The following is a 16,055-nucleotide window of genomic DNA, read 5'->3' on the forward strand; positions in this document are numbered from 1 at the left end:
AGCTGGAGCAGGCCTTCGTCGGCGGGCGCAGCACCGAGGACACCATCGCCGGCCTCACCTCCGGCGCGAGGACCGACCGGCTCACTGCGTCGCGGCCGCGATGCCGGAGGTGAGGCCGGCGATGGTGTCCTCGGTGCTGCGCCCGCCGACGAAGGCCTGCTCCAGCTGCTCCTTGAGCACCGTGATGATCGCGGCCATGTCGGGCGAGGCGACCTGCGCCGAGTCGGACGCCTGGACGGTGCCCGCCTGGCCGAGGAACACCTCGGCGAGCTCGGGGCGCACGGCGAACTCGATGCCCGACTCCGTGAGGTCGCGACGGGTGGGGAGGAGGGAGGCGCCGGCGCAGAAGTCGCGCATCGCCTCCTCCTCCGTCACGAACGCGAGGAAGGAGGCGGCCAGCTCCGGGTTCTTCGCGGCCTTGGTCGCGACGAGGGCGTTGCCGCCGAAGTCGCCGCCTCCGCGCACGTTGCGCGGGGAGTAGGTGGCGCCCCACTCGAAGTCGAGGGTGGAGTCGGCGTCGGGGATGAGGAACGCGCCGGCGAAGGTCATCGCGGTGGTCTGCGAGTACCAGAGGTCGCTGGCGTAGGTGGTCGCTTGCACGGAGCTGCTCGGCGGCACGAGGCCGTCGGTGAAGAAGCTGCGGCTGAAGTCGATCGCGGCGCGGCCGGCGGCGGAGTCGATCGCGGGCCCGGACAGGTCCTCGGTGAGGAAGCGGCCGTCGGCCTGGAAGAGCAGGCTCAGCCAGCGGGTGACGCCGTTGCCCTGCCAGTTGTAGGCGAAGGGGTAGCGCTCGGCGGGGAGCGAGGCGCGCAGCTTCCGCCCGACCTCGGTGAACTCCTCCCAGGTCCACGCCTCCTCGGGCGAGGAGGGGAAGGAGGTGACGCCCGCGTCGGCCAGCACCTGCGTGTTGTAGAGGATCAGCGAGGTGTCGGTGTGGTGGGGGACGCCGAAGGGGCTCCCGCCGCTCTGCACCGCGGCCCAGGCCGGATCGGTGAACCGCTCGGCGACGTCGGAGTCGAGGAAGCCCGACAGGTCCAGGAGCTGGTCGCGGCCGGCGTAGCTGCCGAACGTGTAGTACGGGACCCGGAAGACGTCCGGCGGGTTCCCCGCCTGCAGCTGCGCGTCGATGTTGGTGAACATCTGCTCGTACGGGACCGCGTTGAGGGTCACGGTGGCGCCGGCGTTCGCCGACTGGAACGCGTCGATCGCGCGCTGGAAGCCGGCCAGCTCGGCGTCGGTGCCCCAGGTGGTGAAGGTGAGGGTGTCGCTGCCGGCGCTCGCCGCGGGGCCCGCCGGGGCGAAGCCGCAGCCGGAGAGGACCGGGACGGAGGCGGCGACGCCGAGCGCTCCGAGGAAGCGGCGGCGGTCGAGGACCGCGCGTCCGAGCTGCGAGAGGTCGAGAGCCCCCGCGGGGAGCCCCTTGCTGGTCAGGCCCATGACGGCCTCCTTCCGGGGGCCAGCGGCAGGCTCCCGGGGGCAGGCTATTCCGGCAGGGCCGCGGGAATCGCGGCTGGACGGATCGGCCGATCCATGAGAGGAGCGGCCGATCCGCGCGGCGGGCGTTCAGCCGCGGCGGCCGAGCATCCCCTCGAACGAGCCGTCGAGCGCCCACGGGTCGGGCGTGGAGCCCGAGCGGGAGGAGCGGGCGGCTTGATCGGCCAGCTCGCGTCCGGCGCGCTCGATGCGCGAGGGCAGCGCCCGTCCGTCCTCGGTCGCGCCGCCCCAGTCGTCCGTCGCCGCGAACACGGTGGTCGCGAGGGGCGCCGCGTGCAGGTAGGTGAAGAGCGGGCGCATCGCGTAGTCGACGGCCAGGGAGTGGCGGGGGGACCCGCCCGTGGCCGCCAGCAGCACGGGCAGACCGCGCAGCGCCTCCGTGTCGAGCACGTCGACGAACGACTTGAAGAGCCCGCTGTAGCTGGTGGTGAAGATCGGCGTCACGGCGATCAGGCCGTCGGCGCCGGCGACCGCGTCGAGCGCGGTCTGCAGAGCGGGGCTCGCGAAGCCGGTGAGGAGGTTGTTCGTGACGTCGTGCGCGAGGTCGCGCAGCTCCACGACGCTCCGCTCGACGGCGAAGCCCTGCTCGGTGAGGGAGGACTCGGCGGCGTCGGCCAGGCGGTCGGCGAGCAGCCGGGTCGAGGACGGCTGGCTGAGGCCGGCCGAGAGGACGGTGATCCTGCGGGTGTCCATGGAGAGCTCCTGACTAGACGGTGACGGGCTCGGCCGCGGGCTGCGCGTCGCGCGCGGCCACGAGGGAGGCGTGGGTGGGGGCGTCGGGCACGTGCGAGGGGCGGCCCTCGGCGAAGCCCGCGCGGAGGGCGGGGAGGATCTCGCCGAGCATGTCCATCTGCTCCAGGACGGTCTTCAGCGGGAGTCCCGCGTGGTCCATCAGGAAGAGCTGGCGCTGGTAGTCGCCGACGTACTCGCGGAAGCCGAGGGTGCGGTCGATGATCTGTTGCGGGGAGCCGACGGTGAGCGGGGTCTGCTCCGTGAAGTCCTCGAGCGAGGGGCCGTGGCCGTAGACGGGGGCGTTGTCGAAGTAGGGGCGGAACTGCGAGACCGCGTCCTGCGAGTTCTTCGCCAGGAAGATCTGCCCGCCGAGGCCGACGATCGCCTGGTCGGCGGTCCCGTGGCCGTAGTGCTCGAAGCGCTGGCGGTAGAGCTGCACCATCTTCTGGGTGTGCGAGGCGGGCCAGAAGATGTGGTTCGCGAAGAAGCCGTCGCCGTAGTAGGCGGCCTGCTCGGCGATCTGCGGGGAGCGGATCGATCCGTGCCACACGAACGGCGCGACACCGTCGAGGGGGCGCGGGGTCGACTGGAAGCCCTGGAGGGGAGTGCGGAACTGGCCCTCCCAGTCGACGAAGTCCTCGGTCCACAGGCGGTGCAGCAGGTCGTAGTTCTCGATCGTCAGCTCGATGCCGCGGCGGATGTCCTTGCCGAACCACGGGTAGACGGGGCCGGTGTTGCCGCGGCCGAGCATCAGGTCGACGCGGCCGCCGGCGAGGTGCTGGAGCATCGCGTAGTCCTCGGCGAGCTTCACGGGGTCGTTCGTGGTGATGAGGGCCATCGCGGTGGAGAGCGTGATCCTCTCGGTCTTCGCCGCGAGGTAGCCGAGCGTGGTGGTGGGGGAGGAGGACCAGAACGGCGGGTTGTGGTGCTCGCCCAGGGCGAAGACGTCGAGGCCGATCTCCTCCGCCTTCAGCGCGATCGCGAGGGTCGCCTGGATCTTCTCGGACTCGGACGGGGTCCGTCCGGTCGTGGGGTCGGTCGTGATGTCGCTGACCGTGAAGATGCCGAACTGCATCAGGCGCTCCTTCTGTCCTCCGGCCCGGTGGGGCCTGGTCCATGCGTTTGCATGTACATCCTCATTCAACCACGTGCGGCCGGATCTATTCCCGTGGATCCTCGGGCCTCCGCCGGCCTGTCGGAGGACGGCGCCGGTGCCGTGCCCGGACGTCGCCGACCCGCCCCGCTCGCCCCGCGGCCGCCCGAAACATCCCCGCAATACGCCCCGCACTAGAGTCGTGCCATGGGTGACCTCTTCGACGGATACGGGTCCCAGAAGGTCGAGCGGCCCGACACGGGCGCCACCCCCTGGGACGAGATGTTCGCCGACGTGGCGTCGACCGGAGGCCCCGACGGGGTCCGCGGCGCCTACCGCGACATCTACTCCTCGCTCGCGCGGATGACCCAGGAGGAGCTGCGCGGCCGCACCGACGCGCTCGCCTCCTCCTACCTCGCGCAGGGCGTCACCTTCGACTTCGCGGGGGAGGAGCGGCCGTTCCCGCTCGACGCCGTCCCCCGGGTGATCGAGCGCGCCGAGTGGAACGAGGTGCAGACCGGCATCAAGCAGCGGGTCCGTGCTCTCGAGGCGTTCCTCGCCGACGTCTACGGCCCGCAGAACGCCGTGGCCGACGGCGTCATCCCCGCCGGGCTCATCTCGAGCTCCAGCCACTTCCACCGGCAGGCCGCGGGCATCGTCCCCGCGAACGGCGTGCGGATCCAGGTGTCCGGGATCGACCTGATCCGAGACGAGAAGGGCGGCTGGCGGGTCCTCGAGGACAACGTCCGCGTGCCCTCCGGCGTCTCCTACGTCATCTCGAACCGCCGGGTGATGGCGCAGACGCTGCCCGAGCTGTTCGTCTCGATGCGGGTGCGCCCGGTCGGCGACTACCCGAACAAGCTGCTGCAGGCCCTCCGCGCCTCCGCCCCCGAGGGCGTCGACGACCCGACCGTGGTCGTGCTCACCCCGGGCGTCTACAACTCCGCCTACTTCGAGCACACCCTCCTCGCCCGCCTCATGGGCGTCGAGCTGGTCGAGGGCCGCGACCTGTTCTGCACGGGCGGCAAGGTGTTCATGCGCACCACCTCCGGCCCGACCCGGGTCGACGTGATCTACCGGCGCGTGGACGACGAGTTCCTCGATCCGCTGCAGTTCCGCGCCGACTCGATGCTCGGCTCGCCCGGGCTGATGCTCGCGGCCCGGCTCGGGAACGTCACGATCGCCAACGCGGTCGGCAACGGCGTCGCCGACGACAAGCTCGTCTACACCTACCTGCCCGACCTCATCCGCTACTACCTCTCGGAGGAGCCGGTGATCAAGAACGTCGACACGTGGCGGCTCGAGGATCCGGGAGCGCTCGAGGAGGTGCTCGACCGCCTCGACGAGCTCGTCGTGAAGCCGGTCGACGGCTCCGGCGGCAAGGGCCTGGTCGTCGGGCCGGCCGCCTCGGCGAAGGAGCTCGCGGAGCTGCGCTCCCGCCTCCAGGCCGACCCGCGCGGCTGGATCGCGCAGCCGGTCGTGCAGCTCTCCACCATCCCCACCCTCGTCGACGACGGGATGCGCCCCCGGCACGCCGACCTGCGGCCCTTCGCCGTGAACGACGGCACCGACGTCTGGGTGCTGCCCGGCGGCCTGACCCGCGTCGCGCTCCCGGAGGGGCAGCTCGTCGTCAACTCGTCGCAGGGCGGCGGATCGAAGGACACCTGGGTGGTCGGCCTCGAGGAGGCGCGCAGCGCCGAGCCCGAGGCGCGCGACATCCAGGCGCTCGTCGCCGAGCAGGCCGCGGTCACCAGCTCCATCCCGATCGTCTACCCGCTCAACCACACGCCCGACCACTCGCCGCAGGACGCGCCGAACACCGACCAGGACCAGCAGCAGCAGCAGACGCTCGCGGCGGGGGAGGACGACTGATGCTCTCCCGGATCGCCGAGTCGCTGTTCTGGATCGGCCGCTACATCGAGCGGTCCGACGGCACCGCCCGCATCCTCGACGTCCACCTCCAGCTCCTGCTCGAGGACCCGTGGATCGACGAGGACACGGCCTGCCGCTCGCTCCTGTCGGTGATGGGCTCGACCCCGCCCGACGACATGCGCGAGATCACCCGCGCCGACGTGCTGGCGATCCTCGCGATCGACCGCACGAACCCCGCCTCGATCGCCTATTCGCTCGGCGCGGCCCGCGAGAACGCCCGCCGGGCGCGCGAGATCGTCTCGACCGAGCTCTGGGAGTGCCTCAACACCACGCGCACCCGGATGCCGCGCCGCGTCTCGGGCGAGCGGGTGTCGGAGTTCTTCAGCTGGGTGCGCGAGCGCTCCGCCCTCGCCGTCGGCATCATCGAGTCGGCGACCTCGCGTGACGAGGCCTGGCAGTTCTTCACCCTCGGCCGCTCGATCGAGCGCGCCGACATGACCGCCCGCCTGCTCGCCACCCGCTCGCTGACCGAGGCGAGCGGCCCCTCCTGGACCACGATCCTCCGCTCCTGCGGCGCCTACGAGGCGTACCTGCGCACCTACCGGGGCGTGCCGAGCGCGCGGAACGCGGCCGAGTTCCTCCTCCTGGACCGGCTGTTCCCGCGCTCGATCCTCTTCTCGGTCTCGCGGGCGGAGGCGTGCATGCGCGACATCGAGCCGCGCACCGGCCGCATCGGCCACTCCGGCGACGCGCAGCGCGTCCTCGGGCGGATCCGCAGCGAGCTGGAGTTCCGGCCGATCACCGACATCCTCGAGGACCTGCCGCGGCACATGGACAGCGTGCAGGAGGCGACCTCGGCCGCTTCCGAGGCGATCCGCCAGCGGTACTTCCCCACCAACGTCATGCCGAGCTGGATCGGGGAGGCGCTGTGAGCAGGCTGCGCATCAGGCACACCACGGGCTTCACCTACGCGGGGGACGTGGTCGCGTCCTACAACGAGGCGCGGATGCTCCCCGCCTCCTCGGACGGGCAGCTGGTGCTGTTCTCGAACCTCGACATCAGGCCGGTGACCTCGGTGCACGCCTACACCGACTACTGGGGCACCCGCGTCTCGTCGTTCGACGTGCTCGACGCCCACCGCGAGCTCTCGCTGACGGCGACCTCGCTCGTCGAGATCCGGCCGAAGCAGCACCCCGACCACCCGACCGGGTGGGATCAGCTGTCCGAGCAGGTCGAGACGCGCACCGAGTACGTGGAGCAGTCGAAGCAGACCCACCGCACCGCGCCGCCGGAGGACCTCTCGGCGATGGCGCGCTCGCTCGCGGACGAGGCGGCCGGGCCGTGCGAGGCCGCGCTCACGATCGCCGAGACGATCGGCCGGGCGATGACCTACCGGCAGGGCGTCACCGGCGTGCACTCCACCGCGACGGAGTCGTGGACCGCGCGAGAGGGCGTCTGCCAGGACATCACGCACATCGTCCTCGGGGCGCTGCGCTCGGTGGGCATCCCGGCGCGCTACGTCTCGGGCTACCTGCACCCCAAGCCGCACGCCGAGATCGGCGAGACCGTGGTGGGGGAGTCCCACGCGTGGGTCGAGTGGTTCTGCGGAGGAGCCTGGCGCGGCTACGACCCGACGAACCTGATCGACATCGGCGACCGCCACGTCATCGTCGGCCGCGGCCGCGACTACAACGACATCGCGCCGCTGCGCGGGGTGTTCGCCGGGCCCCGCTCGTCGAAGCTCTTCGTCCGCGTCGAGATCACCCGCGAGGCCTGAGGGCGGGCGGCGGTCGCGCCCCGCGTCGGGGGCGACCCGTCGAGTGGGCGGTCCGCGGATCCGCCCGGCGTGCGGACCGGCCGACGGAGCCTAGGCGCGCGGGCGCAGCAGGGGGACTCCGCCGGTGGACGGCGGAGCCTCCGGCCCGGGGGCCGCGAGCCGGGCGGCGCGGCGCAGGCGGAGGTGGAAGGCGAGTCCCATGGCGGCCGCCGCGATCCCGGAGGCGGCACCGACCAGCATCGCCTGGCGCGGACCGTAGGCGTTCGCGACCCAGCCGATCAGCGGTGCGCCGATCGGGGTGCCGCCGACGAAGATGGCCATGTACAGCGCCATGACCCGGCCTCGCATCTCGGGGGCGGTCGAGAGCTGCACGTAGCCGTTGGCCGAGGTCATCAGCGTCTGCGCCGCGATGCCGACGAAGGGGAGCAGGATCGCGAACGCCCAGACCGTCGGCATGACGCCGGCCAGCGCGAGCGCGACGCCGAACGCCGCGGAGGCGCCGACGATGAGCCGGAGCCTCGGGCGATCGCGGCGAGCCGAGAGGAGCGCCCCCAGCACCGAGCCGACGGCGATCGCGGAGGAGAGGAGGCCGAACTCGCTCGCCCCCATGTCGAACTCGACCGTCGCCATCGTCGAGGCGAAGATCGGGAAGTTCAGGCCGAAGGTGCCGATCAGGAACACGATCGCGAGCACCACGAGGATGTCCGGCCGCTTCGAGACGTAGCGGAACCCCTCCAGCAGCGCACCCGGGCCGCGGGTGGCCCGCGGGGCGCTGCGGAGCTGGTCGCGGTGCAGCGCGCGCAGCGAGAGCAGGACGGCGAGGAAGCTCGCGGCGTTGAGGAGGAAGACCCAGCCGGAGCCGACCGCGGCGATGAGCACGCCCGCGAGGGCCGGTCCGATCATCCGCGCCGAGTTGAAGGAGGCCGAGTTCAGCGAGACGGCGTTGGTGAGGTCGCGCTCCTCGACCAGCGCCGAGACGAACGTCTGGCGCACGGGCGCGTCGATCGCCGCGGCGAAGCCGAGCAGCAGAGCGAAGAGGTAGACCATCCAGAGCTGGACGACCCCGGTCACGACGATGAGTCCCAGGCCGAGCCCGAGCGCGCCCATCGCGCCCTGGGTGGCCATCAGGAGCTTCCGCCGGTCGAAGCGGTCGGCGATGAAGCCGGAGAAGGGGACCATCACGAGCTGCGGTCCGAACTGCAGTGCCATGGTCACGCCGAGCGCCGTCGCGTCGTGGTCGGTCAGGTCGTTGATCACGATCCAGTCCTGGGCCGTCCGCTGCATCCAGGTGCCGACGTTCGAGACCATCGCGCCCGCGAACCAGATGCGGTAGTTCGGCACGGCGAGGGAGCGGAACATCGCGCTCATCGGTCGGCCACCGCGCGCAGGACCGCCGCCGCGTCGTGGAGCAGGCGCAGGTCCTCGGGAGGGAGCTCCTCGAGGCGCGCCACGAGCCACGCGTCGCGGCTGCGGCGCACGTCGAGCACCAGTGCGGTGCCGGCCCCGGTGGGGCGGATGCGGGTGACGCGGCCGTCGGCGGGGTCGGCGAGGCGCTCCGCGAGTCCTTCGTCGACCAGGCAGCCGACCGTGCGGGTCATCGAGGGCGGGCGGACCCGCTCCGCCTCGGCCAGCTCGCCGAGGGTCTTGGCGCCCTCGCGGTGCAGGAGTGCGAGCACGCTGAACTGCGGATCGCTGAGCTCGTGCTGGGCCTTCTCCTGCCGGAGCCGCCGTCCGAGCCGGCCGACCGCTGCCCGCACCTCGCCCGCGAGGGAGGTCAGCGGGAGATCGGTCTGCAGGGTCTCGGTCTGAGGGGTCTCGGTCTGCAGGGTCTCGGTCGATGGCACATAGTTAGCCTAACAAAAGAACTGCCGCTCAGGCGGAGGTCCGCGCGGTCCGCACCGCCCCGATGCTCGCGGCGACCACGAGCGCGATCCCGACGGCCTCGACGGCGCTGAGGCGCTGGCCGAGCACGAGGAAGCCCGAGAGCGCGGCCGCCCCGGGGGAGAGCGACATCAGGATCGAGAAGGTGGAGGAGCGCAGGCGCCGCAGCGCCAGCAGCTCCAGCGCGTAGGGCACCGCGGAGGAGAGCACCGCCACGGCGAGCCCGAGGAGCAGCACCGGCGGCACCACGAGGGCGGGCCCGGCGGAGGCGAGGCCGAACGGCAGCGACACGATCGCGCCGGCCGCCAGCGCCAGCGCGAGCCCGTCGATCCCCTGGAATCGCCCGCCGGTGCGGCCGGCGAAGACGATGTACGCGGCCCAGAGCACTGCGGCCCCCAGCGCGAAGCCGACGCCGACCGGGTCCAGCGCCGAGAACCCGCCCTGCGACAGGGTCACCACCCCGGCCAGCGCGAGCACCGCCCAGACCAGGCTCAGCACGCTCCTCCCGGCGATCACCGAGAGCGTCAGCGGCCCGAGCACCTCGAGGGTGACGGCGGCGCCCTGCGGGATCCGGGCGATGGCCTCGTAGTAGCAGGCGTTCATCCCGCCGAGGGCGAGACCGTAGGCGGCGACAGTGGCCCAGTCGCTCCGGCTGTGGCCGCGCAGCCGCGGACGGCAGACCAGGAGCAGCACGACGGCCGAGAACACCAGCCGGAGCGTGACGGTGCCGATCGGCCCCGCGGCGGGGAAGAGCAGTACGGCGAAGGAGGCGCCCAGCTGCACGCTCGCGACCGACCCGAGCACCAGGCCGATCGAGCCCGCGCTCGCCGGGCGCCGCTCCGGAGCGACCGCTGCGCTCAGCTGGAGCGCCGCTGCGTCTGGACGGGCGGGACGTTGTAGCCGAGCAGGCCGACGCCGGTCGCGTCCCAGCGCAGCGTGGTCAGCGAGACGTTGTCGACCACCGGGAAGGTGTGCCGGTAGGTCTCGGGGTTGATGCCGAGGTAGGCGCACAGCAGGAGGCGGATGAGCGTGCCGTGCGCGACGACGAGCACGCGGCCGTCGGGGTGCTCGCGGTGGATGCGGGCGAGCGAGGTGTTCGCGCGGGCGACGGCGTCGAGGCCGGACTCGCCGCCGGGCATCGGCTGGATGGCCGGAGCGGCGACCCACGCGTGGTACTCGTCCGGGAAGCGCTTCTCCATCTCGTCGGTGGTCAGCCCCTCGCCCCGGCCGAAGTCGACCTCGACCAGCGCCGGGTCGGGCTGCAGCTCGAGGTGGGCCGCCCGCGCGGCGGGCACGGCGGTGCGCACTGCCCGGACCAGGGTGGAGGAGTACACCGCCTCGAGGTCGGCGTCGACGGCCCAGGCGGCCAGAGTCGCCGCCTGGTCCTGGCCCCGGGGGGTCAGCGCGATGTCGGAGGAGCCCGCGAAGCGGTTCTCGGAGTGCCAGACAGTCTCTCCGTGCCGGGCGAGGATCAGGGTCGTCACCCCCTGAGCCTACCGACCGTGCGGGCCAGTGGGCCCCGCGCTCAGGCGGCGGGGACGCCGTAGTGCGCGTCGACCATCACCGGGAGGTGGTCCGAGACGCCCTGGGGCAGCGTGGAGACCCGCTCGATCCGCACGGAGTCGCTGATCGCGAAGTCGAAGTGGCCGCTGAAGTAGCGGTAGCGCGCGTAGGTGGGGGAGTCGCTCCGCGAGACCAGGTAGCCGTTCCGGGTCATCCGGCGGTCGAGTCCGCGGAAGAACCACGGGTAGTTGTAGTCGCCGACCATCAGGGAGGGGGTGTCCGGCGCGTACTCGCGCAGCCGGTTCAGCGCCTCGTCGATCTGCTTGCGGCGCAGGGCGTTGCCTGCCGACAGCGGAGCGGCGTGGAAGGAGGAGACCGCGATTGATCCGCCGTCGCGGTCGTCGAGGCGGACGGCCAGCAGGCGCTCGTGAGCGGGGGACATCACGCGGTCGTGCATGGACTTGCTGAGCTCGAACGCGGCGCTGCCGGAGAGCTCGAAGCGGTCCTGCGAGTAGTAGACGGCCAGGCCCAGGCGGTTGCGGGCCGTGACGGACGCGAGCCGGAGCGAGCCCACCTCCTGCGGCAGCTTCGTGGTGTCGCACTCCTGCAGGCACAGGACGTCGATGTCGTGGCGGGCGGCGAGGGGGGCGATCTCGGCGTGCGCTCGGTGCTCCCGGAGGTTGTAGGAGATCACGCGGAGGGCGCGTTCGGTCGGCTGCATTTCGCCAGTGTAGGGCGCGGCGCCCGAGCGCCGGCCGACCCTCCGGCGAACACGGAGGGACCTCCTCGGAACGCGGTCGGAACGTTCGCCGACCGGCCGGGGAGGTCCCTCGCGGAGCCGTGTCAGTGCTGCTCGGTGCCCGAGACGTCGGCCTCGGCGTCGGTGCCGTGGACGCCGTCGGTGGGGCCCCAGTCGGGCAGCGGGGGGTTCTGCTCCTCGCCGTCGGCGCCGACGCCGTCGGCCAGGGGGGAGGCCGCGCCGCCGACCTCGTCGAGGCCCGCGGAGGTGCCGGTCTCGGTGACGGGGTCGGGCGTGCGCGCGCCGTCGGTCGTGTCGGTGGGGGTGGGCTCGATGTCGTAGTCGGAGCTGCTCATGCCCCGACGCTACGACTCCGCCGCCCGCGGGGGCACCCCCTTGCGCTCCCGCGAACGACGCAGGCCCCCCGCACCGGGAAGGTGCGGGGGGCCTGCGAGGGGGAGTGCTCAGCGTCCGTAGGCGGAGGCGGCGGGGCAGTCGAACGGGTCGCCGCCGGCCGACAGGCCGACCTTGTTGAGGTAGCGGACGACGATCGCGTACGACTCCATCAGCGAGGTCTCGGTGTAGGGGATCTGGTGGGTGGTGCAGTACTCCTTGGCGATGACCTGCGCGCGGCGCAGCGCCGGGCGGGGCATGTTCGGGAAGAGGTGGTGCTCCACCTGGTAGTTGAGGCCGCCCATGTAGAGGTCGGTGAACCAGGTGCTGCGGATGCTGCGCGAGGTGAGGACCTGGCGGCGGAGGAAGTCGACGCGCGCCTCCTTCGGCAGCAGCGGCATGCCCTTGTGGTTCGGCGCGAAGGAGGCACCCATGTAGAGGCCGAAGACGCCCAGCTGCACGCCGACGAAGGCGAACGCCATGCCGAGGGGGAGGGCCCAGAAGACGACGGCGAGGTAGAGGCCGACGCGGGTGACGAGCATGGTGATCTCGACCCATCGCTTGTCGACCTTGCCCTTGCCGAACACGGTGCGGAAGCCGTGCAGGTGCAGGTTGAGGCCCTCGAGCAGCAGCAGCGGGAAGAACGCGTAGCCCTGGCGGCGGGTGAGCCAGGCGTAGAGGCCGCGCGAGCGGGCGGCGTCCTCGGCGGTGAAGGAGACGACGTCGCGCTCGATGTCCGGGTCCTTGCCCAGCACGTTCGGGTTCGCGTGGTGGCGGCTGTGCTTGGTCATCCACCAGGAGTAGCTGATGCCGACGAAGAGGTTCGCGAGGGTGCGCCCGGCGACGTCGTTGGCCCTGCCGGACTCGAACACCTGGCGGTGCGAGGCCTCGTGGGCGAGGAAGGCGAACTGCGTCAGCACGATGCCGAGGGCGGCGGCGAGCAGGAGCTGGAACCAGGAGTCGCCCAGCAGGACGAAGCCGGTGACGATGCCGCCGAGCGCGAGGACCAGCGCGCCGAACATCGTGTAGTAGAAGCCGGTGCGGCGGCGGAGGAGCCCCGCGTCGCGGACCGTGCTGAGGAGACCGGAGTACTCGGTCGTCGGGTTGACGCGGCCGTCGGCGCGGGGACGGGTGCGGACGACGCGGGGGGCGCCTCCGGTGACGGACGTGGTGGTGGGGGTGCTCATCGGCGCCTCGCTCTTCGTGGTGACCGTCGGCGTCGACGATCTCTCGGTGAGCGATCCCGACGGGGGCGGTCCGCTCATGGTTCACCGCGTCGGTAGGGGCCGGGCGCGGCATCAGGGCGACCGGGGTCAAGGGCAACCTGGTGTGAACACTACGGGGACGGCGGCGGCACCGCACCATGGCGATTGCCAGCCTTCGCCCCGCGCGTGTCGGGAAGGGTGGGTTGCGCCTCCGGCGGGACCGCCGCCGGAGGCGCACGGGCTCAGGAGCCGATCGAGTCCTGCGGGCGGCCGGACTTGAGCGCGGCGAGGCGCGCCTCCACCTCGGTCATCTCGCCGAGGTCCTCGAGCGACTCGAACTGCGCGTCCAGGCTCGAGGAGGCGAGCTCCTCCGCGCCGCGGACGCGCGCCTCCTCGCGGCGGATCTTCTGCTCGAAGCGGCTCACCTCGCTCGTCGGGTCCATCAGGTCGATGCTCTTCACGGCGTCCTGGACCTGGCTCTGCGCCTCGACGGTCTTCGAGCGCGCGATCAGCTCGTCGCGCTTGCTCGAGAGCTGCTGCAGCTTCTCGCGCATCTGGTTCAGGCCCGTCTTGAGCTTGTCGACGACCTCGGTCTGCGAGGCGATGGTCGGCTCGGCGTCCTTCGCCTCCTTCTCGGACTGGATCTGGCGCTGCAGAGCGACCTTGGCCAGCGCGTCGAACTTGTCGGCGTCGCCGGCGCTCCCGCCGGTGCGCAGCTCGTCGGCCTTGCGGCTCGCGGCGAGGGCCTTGCCGCCCCACTCCTGGGCGTTCTGCACGTCCTCGCGGTAGTCGTCCTCGAGCAGGCGCAGGTTGCCGATCGTGGTGGCGATCGCCGCCTCGGCGTCGCGGATGCTGTCGGTGTAGTCGCGGACCATCTGGTCGAGCATCTTCTGCGGGTCCTCGGCCTGGTCGAGGAGCGCGTTGATGTTGGCCTTCGCGAGCTGCGCGATGCGGCCGAAGATCGACTGTCTCTGAGCCATGGGTGTCTCTCCTTGCGTCGTGGGTGGTGCCGGATGTCGGAGGTGGTGCCGGAGTCGTGGGGGAGGTGGTGGTCGTCGGTCGTGCGCGGATGCCCGGGGGCGCTCAGAAGCGACCGCCGCCGCCACGGCGTCCGCCTCCGCCGCTGCTGCGCCCGCCGCCGAAGCCGCCGCCGCCGGAGCGCCGGGACGAGCCGCCGCCGCCGAAGCCGCCGCTGAACCCGCCTCCGCCGAAGCCGCCCGAGCGGTAGCCGCTGCGGCGTCCGCCTCCCAGGAGCGACTCGACCAGGATCCCGCCGAGGAACGCGCCGGTCGTGTCGCCTCCGTAGGGGCTGCCGACGGCGTTCGGGGCGGAGTAGGAGCCGGCGTCGGCCCGCGCCCGCTCGAGCGCCTGCTGGGCGAGCTGCGAAGCGCGCTGGGCGGAGGCGAGAGCCTCGCGGGGGTCGGTGGCGGCGATGCGCTCGGCGTACTCGGCCGAGCGGGCGGCCTCGGCGACGCGGGTGCGCGCTTCCGAGCCGACCGCGCCGCGGCGGGCCGCGATGAAGTCCTCGGCGGCCGAGACGCGGCTGCGGGCGGAGGTGAGCTCGGCGCCGAGGGCGGCCCGCTCGCGCTCGCGCTGGGCCTGCGCGTCGCGGAACCCGCCGACGGCGGCGTCGATCGTGGCGTCGGCGGCGGTGAGCGCCCCGAGCAGGGCGAGCGGGTCGTTCGGCCGCACGGAGGCGGCGCGCTCGACGTCGTCGAGGGCGGCCTCGGTCGAGGCGACCGCCGCGGCGACGTTCTGCGCCTGGGCAGCGGACTCCGCGTCTTGGGAGGCGGCGAGCGCTCGTCCCTGCGCCACGTCGGCGCGGATCTCGGCGATGCGGCCGGCGAGCGACGCCTCCGCCTTCTGCAGCTCGTCGCCGCGCGTCGCCACCGCGTCGACGAGCCCGGAGGCCTGCTCGGCGGCCTGCTGCCCGGCGCGCAGCAGCACGGCGGCGCGGCCGGAGTCGCCGGCCTGCAGCGCCTGCTGGGCGCCGGCGAGCTGGTCGCGGGTGAAGCGGAGGCGGTCCTCGGCCTGGTCGGCGTCGTCGCCCACGTCGTCGATCGCGGTCGGCGCGTAGCGGGAGGCGAGCTCGGCGAGGCGGGCGCGGGCCGAGGGGAGGCGGTCGCCGACCTCGGCGGCGCGAGCCGAGAGCGCGGCGGCGACCTGCGGCGCGTTCTTCTCGAGGTCGCGCAGCTCCTCGAACGCGCTCGCGCGCTCGTCGAGCGTCTGCTCGGCGTCGGCGCAGAGCTGGAGGATGCGCTGGTAGCCGTCGCGGCGCTCCTGATCGGTCTCCGGCTCGGCGTCGTCGAGGCGCTGCTGCAGGGTGAAGGCCTCGCCGAGCAGGCGCTTCGCGGTGACGAGCGCCTCGCGGAACGCGCCGGTCGCGTCGGCGCCGAACTGCGCCTCCGCGAAGCCGACCTCCTGCTCGCTGGTGCGGACGGCGTCGTCGGCGTGGACGAGGGCCGACCCGGCACGGGTGGCGAGTTCGTCGATCGAGGCCTCCACCGCCTCCTGGGCGCGGCGCTTCCGCGCGCGGCGGACGAGCAGCAGCACCACGAGGCCGACCACGACGAGGGCCGCGAGCACGCCGAGCGCGATCAGCAGCCCCGAGCCGAGGGACTCGCCGGCGCTGGGCGCGTCGAGGCGCTGCCCGATCCCGTCGGCGGCGGCCACCGCGGCTCCGGCCCAGTCGCCGTCGGCGAGCCTCGGCTCGATGTCGTCGGACTGGAGCGAGGAGACCTGCGCGTCGTCGAGGGCGAAGCCCTGCGCGACCGACACCTGGTACTGGCGGGCGTCGACCGCGACGGCCAGGAGGACGTCGTCGGTGCCCAGTCCGTTGCGGGTCGCGGTCTCGTCCGCCCACGCGGCGCGGTCGGACGGATCGGTGAAGGAGTCGACGAAGGCGACGAACAGCTGCACGCGGTGCTGGTCGTAGAGGGCCCGCGAGGCCTGCTCGATCTCGGCGGTCTCTCCGGAGCTCAGCACCCCGACCGAGTCGAGGACGGTGGAGGAGGAGAAGGAGACGGGCGATTCGGCCAGCGCCGCGGTCGCGGGGACCAGCGCGAGGACCGCGGCGATCAGGAGGGCCGCGAGCGCCGGCAGCAGCCGGGAGCTCACGGGGTGGTGGGGTCTCGCCGGCATCGCGCACACTCCTTCGTCGTCGCCTCCCGAGTGTAGACAGCCCCGGTGTCCGAGCAGGGGTCGGGAGGCGGCAGGCCGTCGACCGCGTGCCCGGGGCGCGGGGGATGGGAGAACGCCGGGAGGAGGAATGACCGTGCTCCGCTCGCGGTTTCTGCCCGGAGTGCGCCGCAGGTGCACGTGCCTCCCCCCTCAGGGCAGCCCCCTGAGACAGCTCCGTAGAAAGGC

Annotated in this window: 15 protein-coding genes; 3 read left to right on the top strand and 12 right to left on the bottom strand. The window is 72.9% G+C overall.

Going from position 1 to position 16,055, the window contains the following annotated elements:
* Positions 1-81: 81 nt before the first annotated feature.
* From C5C57_RS15355 to C5C57_RS15365, 3 genes are all read right to left on the bottom strand, one after another.
* Positions 82-1,437 carry a sugar ABC transporter substrate-binding protein gene (locus C5C57_RS15355; protein ID WP_104297825.1) on the bottom strand — a complete coding sequence of 452 codons (1,356 nt, stop codon included), beginning with the start codon at positions 1,435-1,437 and terminating at the stop codon, positions 82-84.
* 126 nt (positions 1,438-1,563) lie between these two features.
* Positions 1,564-2,187 carry an FMN reductase gene (locus C5C57_RS15360; protein ID WP_104249848.1) on the bottom strand — a complete coding sequence of 208 codons (624 nt, stop codon included), beginning with the start codon at positions 2,185-2,187 and terminating at the stop codon, positions 1,564-1,566.
* Between the two features lie 13 nt (positions 2,188-2,200).
* Positions 2,201-3,301: an LLM class flavin-dependent oxidoreductase gene (locus C5C57_RS15365; RefSeq protein WP_104223849.1), complete on the bottom strand. Its 1,101-nt coding sequence runs from the start codon at positions 3,299-3,301 to the stop codon at positions 2,201-2,203.
* 225 nt (positions 3,302-3,526) lie between these two features.
* Between C5C57_RS15365 and C5C57_RS15370 the strand changes: the two genes are divergently transcribed.
* The 3 genes from C5C57_RS15370 to C5C57_RS15380 are packed head-to-tail and all read left to right on the top strand — an operon-like array spanning position 3,527 to position 6,968.
* Positions 3,527-5,191, top strand: coding sequence for a circularly permuted type 2 ATP-grasp protein (locus tag C5C57_RS15370; protein WP_104226201.1), 1,665 nt, complete (start codon positions 3,527-3,529; stop codon positions 5,189-5,191).
* Positions 5,191-6,123, top strand: coding sequence for an alpha-E domain-containing protein (locus C5C57_RS15375; RefSeq protein ID WP_104223851.1), 933 nt, complete (start codon positions 5,191-5,193; stop codon positions 6,121-6,123). Before C5C57_RS15370 ends, C5C57_RS15375 begins: the two co-directional genes overlap by 1 nt.
* Positions 6,120-6,968: a transglutaminase family protein gene (locus tag C5C57_RS15380; RefSeq protein WP_104256498.1), complete on the top strand. Its 849-nt coding sequence runs from the start codon at positions 6,120-6,122 to the stop codon at positions 6,966-6,968. Before C5C57_RS15375 ends, C5C57_RS15380 begins: the two co-directional genes overlap by 4 nt.
* Before the next feature lie 90 nt (positions 6,969-7,058).
* Here C5C57_RS15380 and C5C57_RS15385 read toward each other — a convergent pair whose 3' ends face one another.
* The 9 genes from C5C57_RS15385 to C5C57_RS15425 all read right to left on the bottom strand — a co-directional run bounded on the left by C5C57_RS15385 (position 7,059) and on the right by C5C57_RS15425 (position 15,830).
* Positions 7,059-8,336 (bottom strand): MFS transporter, encoded by a 1,278-nt coding sequence (locus tag C5C57_RS15385; protein ID WP_104297826.1) that lies wholly within the window; start codon positions 8,334-8,336, stop codon positions 7,059-7,061.
* Entirely contained in the window at positions 8,333-8,812 is a 480-nt protein-coding gene (locus C5C57_RS15390; RefSeq protein ID WP_258065794.1) for a MarR family winged helix-turn-helix transcriptional regulator, read from the bottom strand. Before C5C57_RS15390 ends, C5C57_RS15385 begins: the two co-directional genes overlap by 4 nt.
* Before the next feature lie 28 nt (positions 8,813-8,840).
* Entirely contained in the window at positions 8,841-9,653 is an 813-nt protein-coding gene (locus tag C5C57_RS15395; RefSeq protein ID WP_244229480.1) for a DMT family transporter, read from the bottom strand.
* Between the two features lie 53 nt (positions 9,654-9,706).
* Positions 9,707-10,333 (bottom strand): histidine phosphatase family protein, encoded by a 627-nt coding sequence (locus C5C57_RS15400; RefSeq protein ID WP_104223854.1) that lies wholly within the window; start codon positions 10,331-10,333, stop codon positions 9,707-9,709.
* A gap of 41 nt (positions 10,334-10,374) precedes the next feature.
* Positions 10,375-11,073, bottom strand: coding sequence for an endonuclease/exonuclease/phosphatase family protein (locus tag C5C57_RS15405; protein ID WP_104223855.1), 699 nt, complete (start codon positions 11,071-11,073; stop codon positions 10,375-10,377).
* A 122-nt stretch (positions 11,074-11,195) separates the two neighbouring features.
* On the bottom strand, positions 11,196-11,447 hold the full coding sequence (locus C5C57_RS15410) for a hypothetical protein (protein WP_104297827.1): 252 nt from the start codon (positions 11,445-11,447) through the stop codon (positions 11,196-11,198).
* Positions 11,448-11,555: 108 nt separating this feature from the next.
* Entirely contained in the window at positions 11,556-12,671 is a 1,116-nt protein-coding gene (locus C5C57_RS15415; protein ID WP_104261457.1) for an acyl-CoA desaturase, read from the bottom strand.
* Positions 12,672-12,931: 260 nt separating this feature from the next.
* Positions 12,932-13,669 carry a PspA/IM30 family protein gene (locus C5C57_RS15420; protein WP_104273526.1) on the bottom strand — a complete coding sequence of 246 codons (738 nt, stop codon included), beginning with the start codon at positions 13,667-13,669 and terminating at the stop codon, positions 12,932-12,934.
* Between the two features lie 103 nt (positions 13,670-13,772).
* On the bottom strand, positions 13,773-15,830 hold the full coding sequence (locus C5C57_RS15425; protein ID WP_104297828.1) for a TPM domain-containing protein: 2,058 nt from the start codon (positions 15,828-15,830) through the stop codon (positions 13,773-13,775).
* Positions 15,831-16,055: the final 225 nt, after the last annotated feature.

It is taken from the genome of Rathayibacter sp. AY1C5 (assembly GCF_002931705.1).
In the GTDB taxonomy this organism is placed as follows: Bacteria; Actinomycetota; Actinomycetes; order Actinomycetales; family Microbacteriaceae; genus Rathayibacter.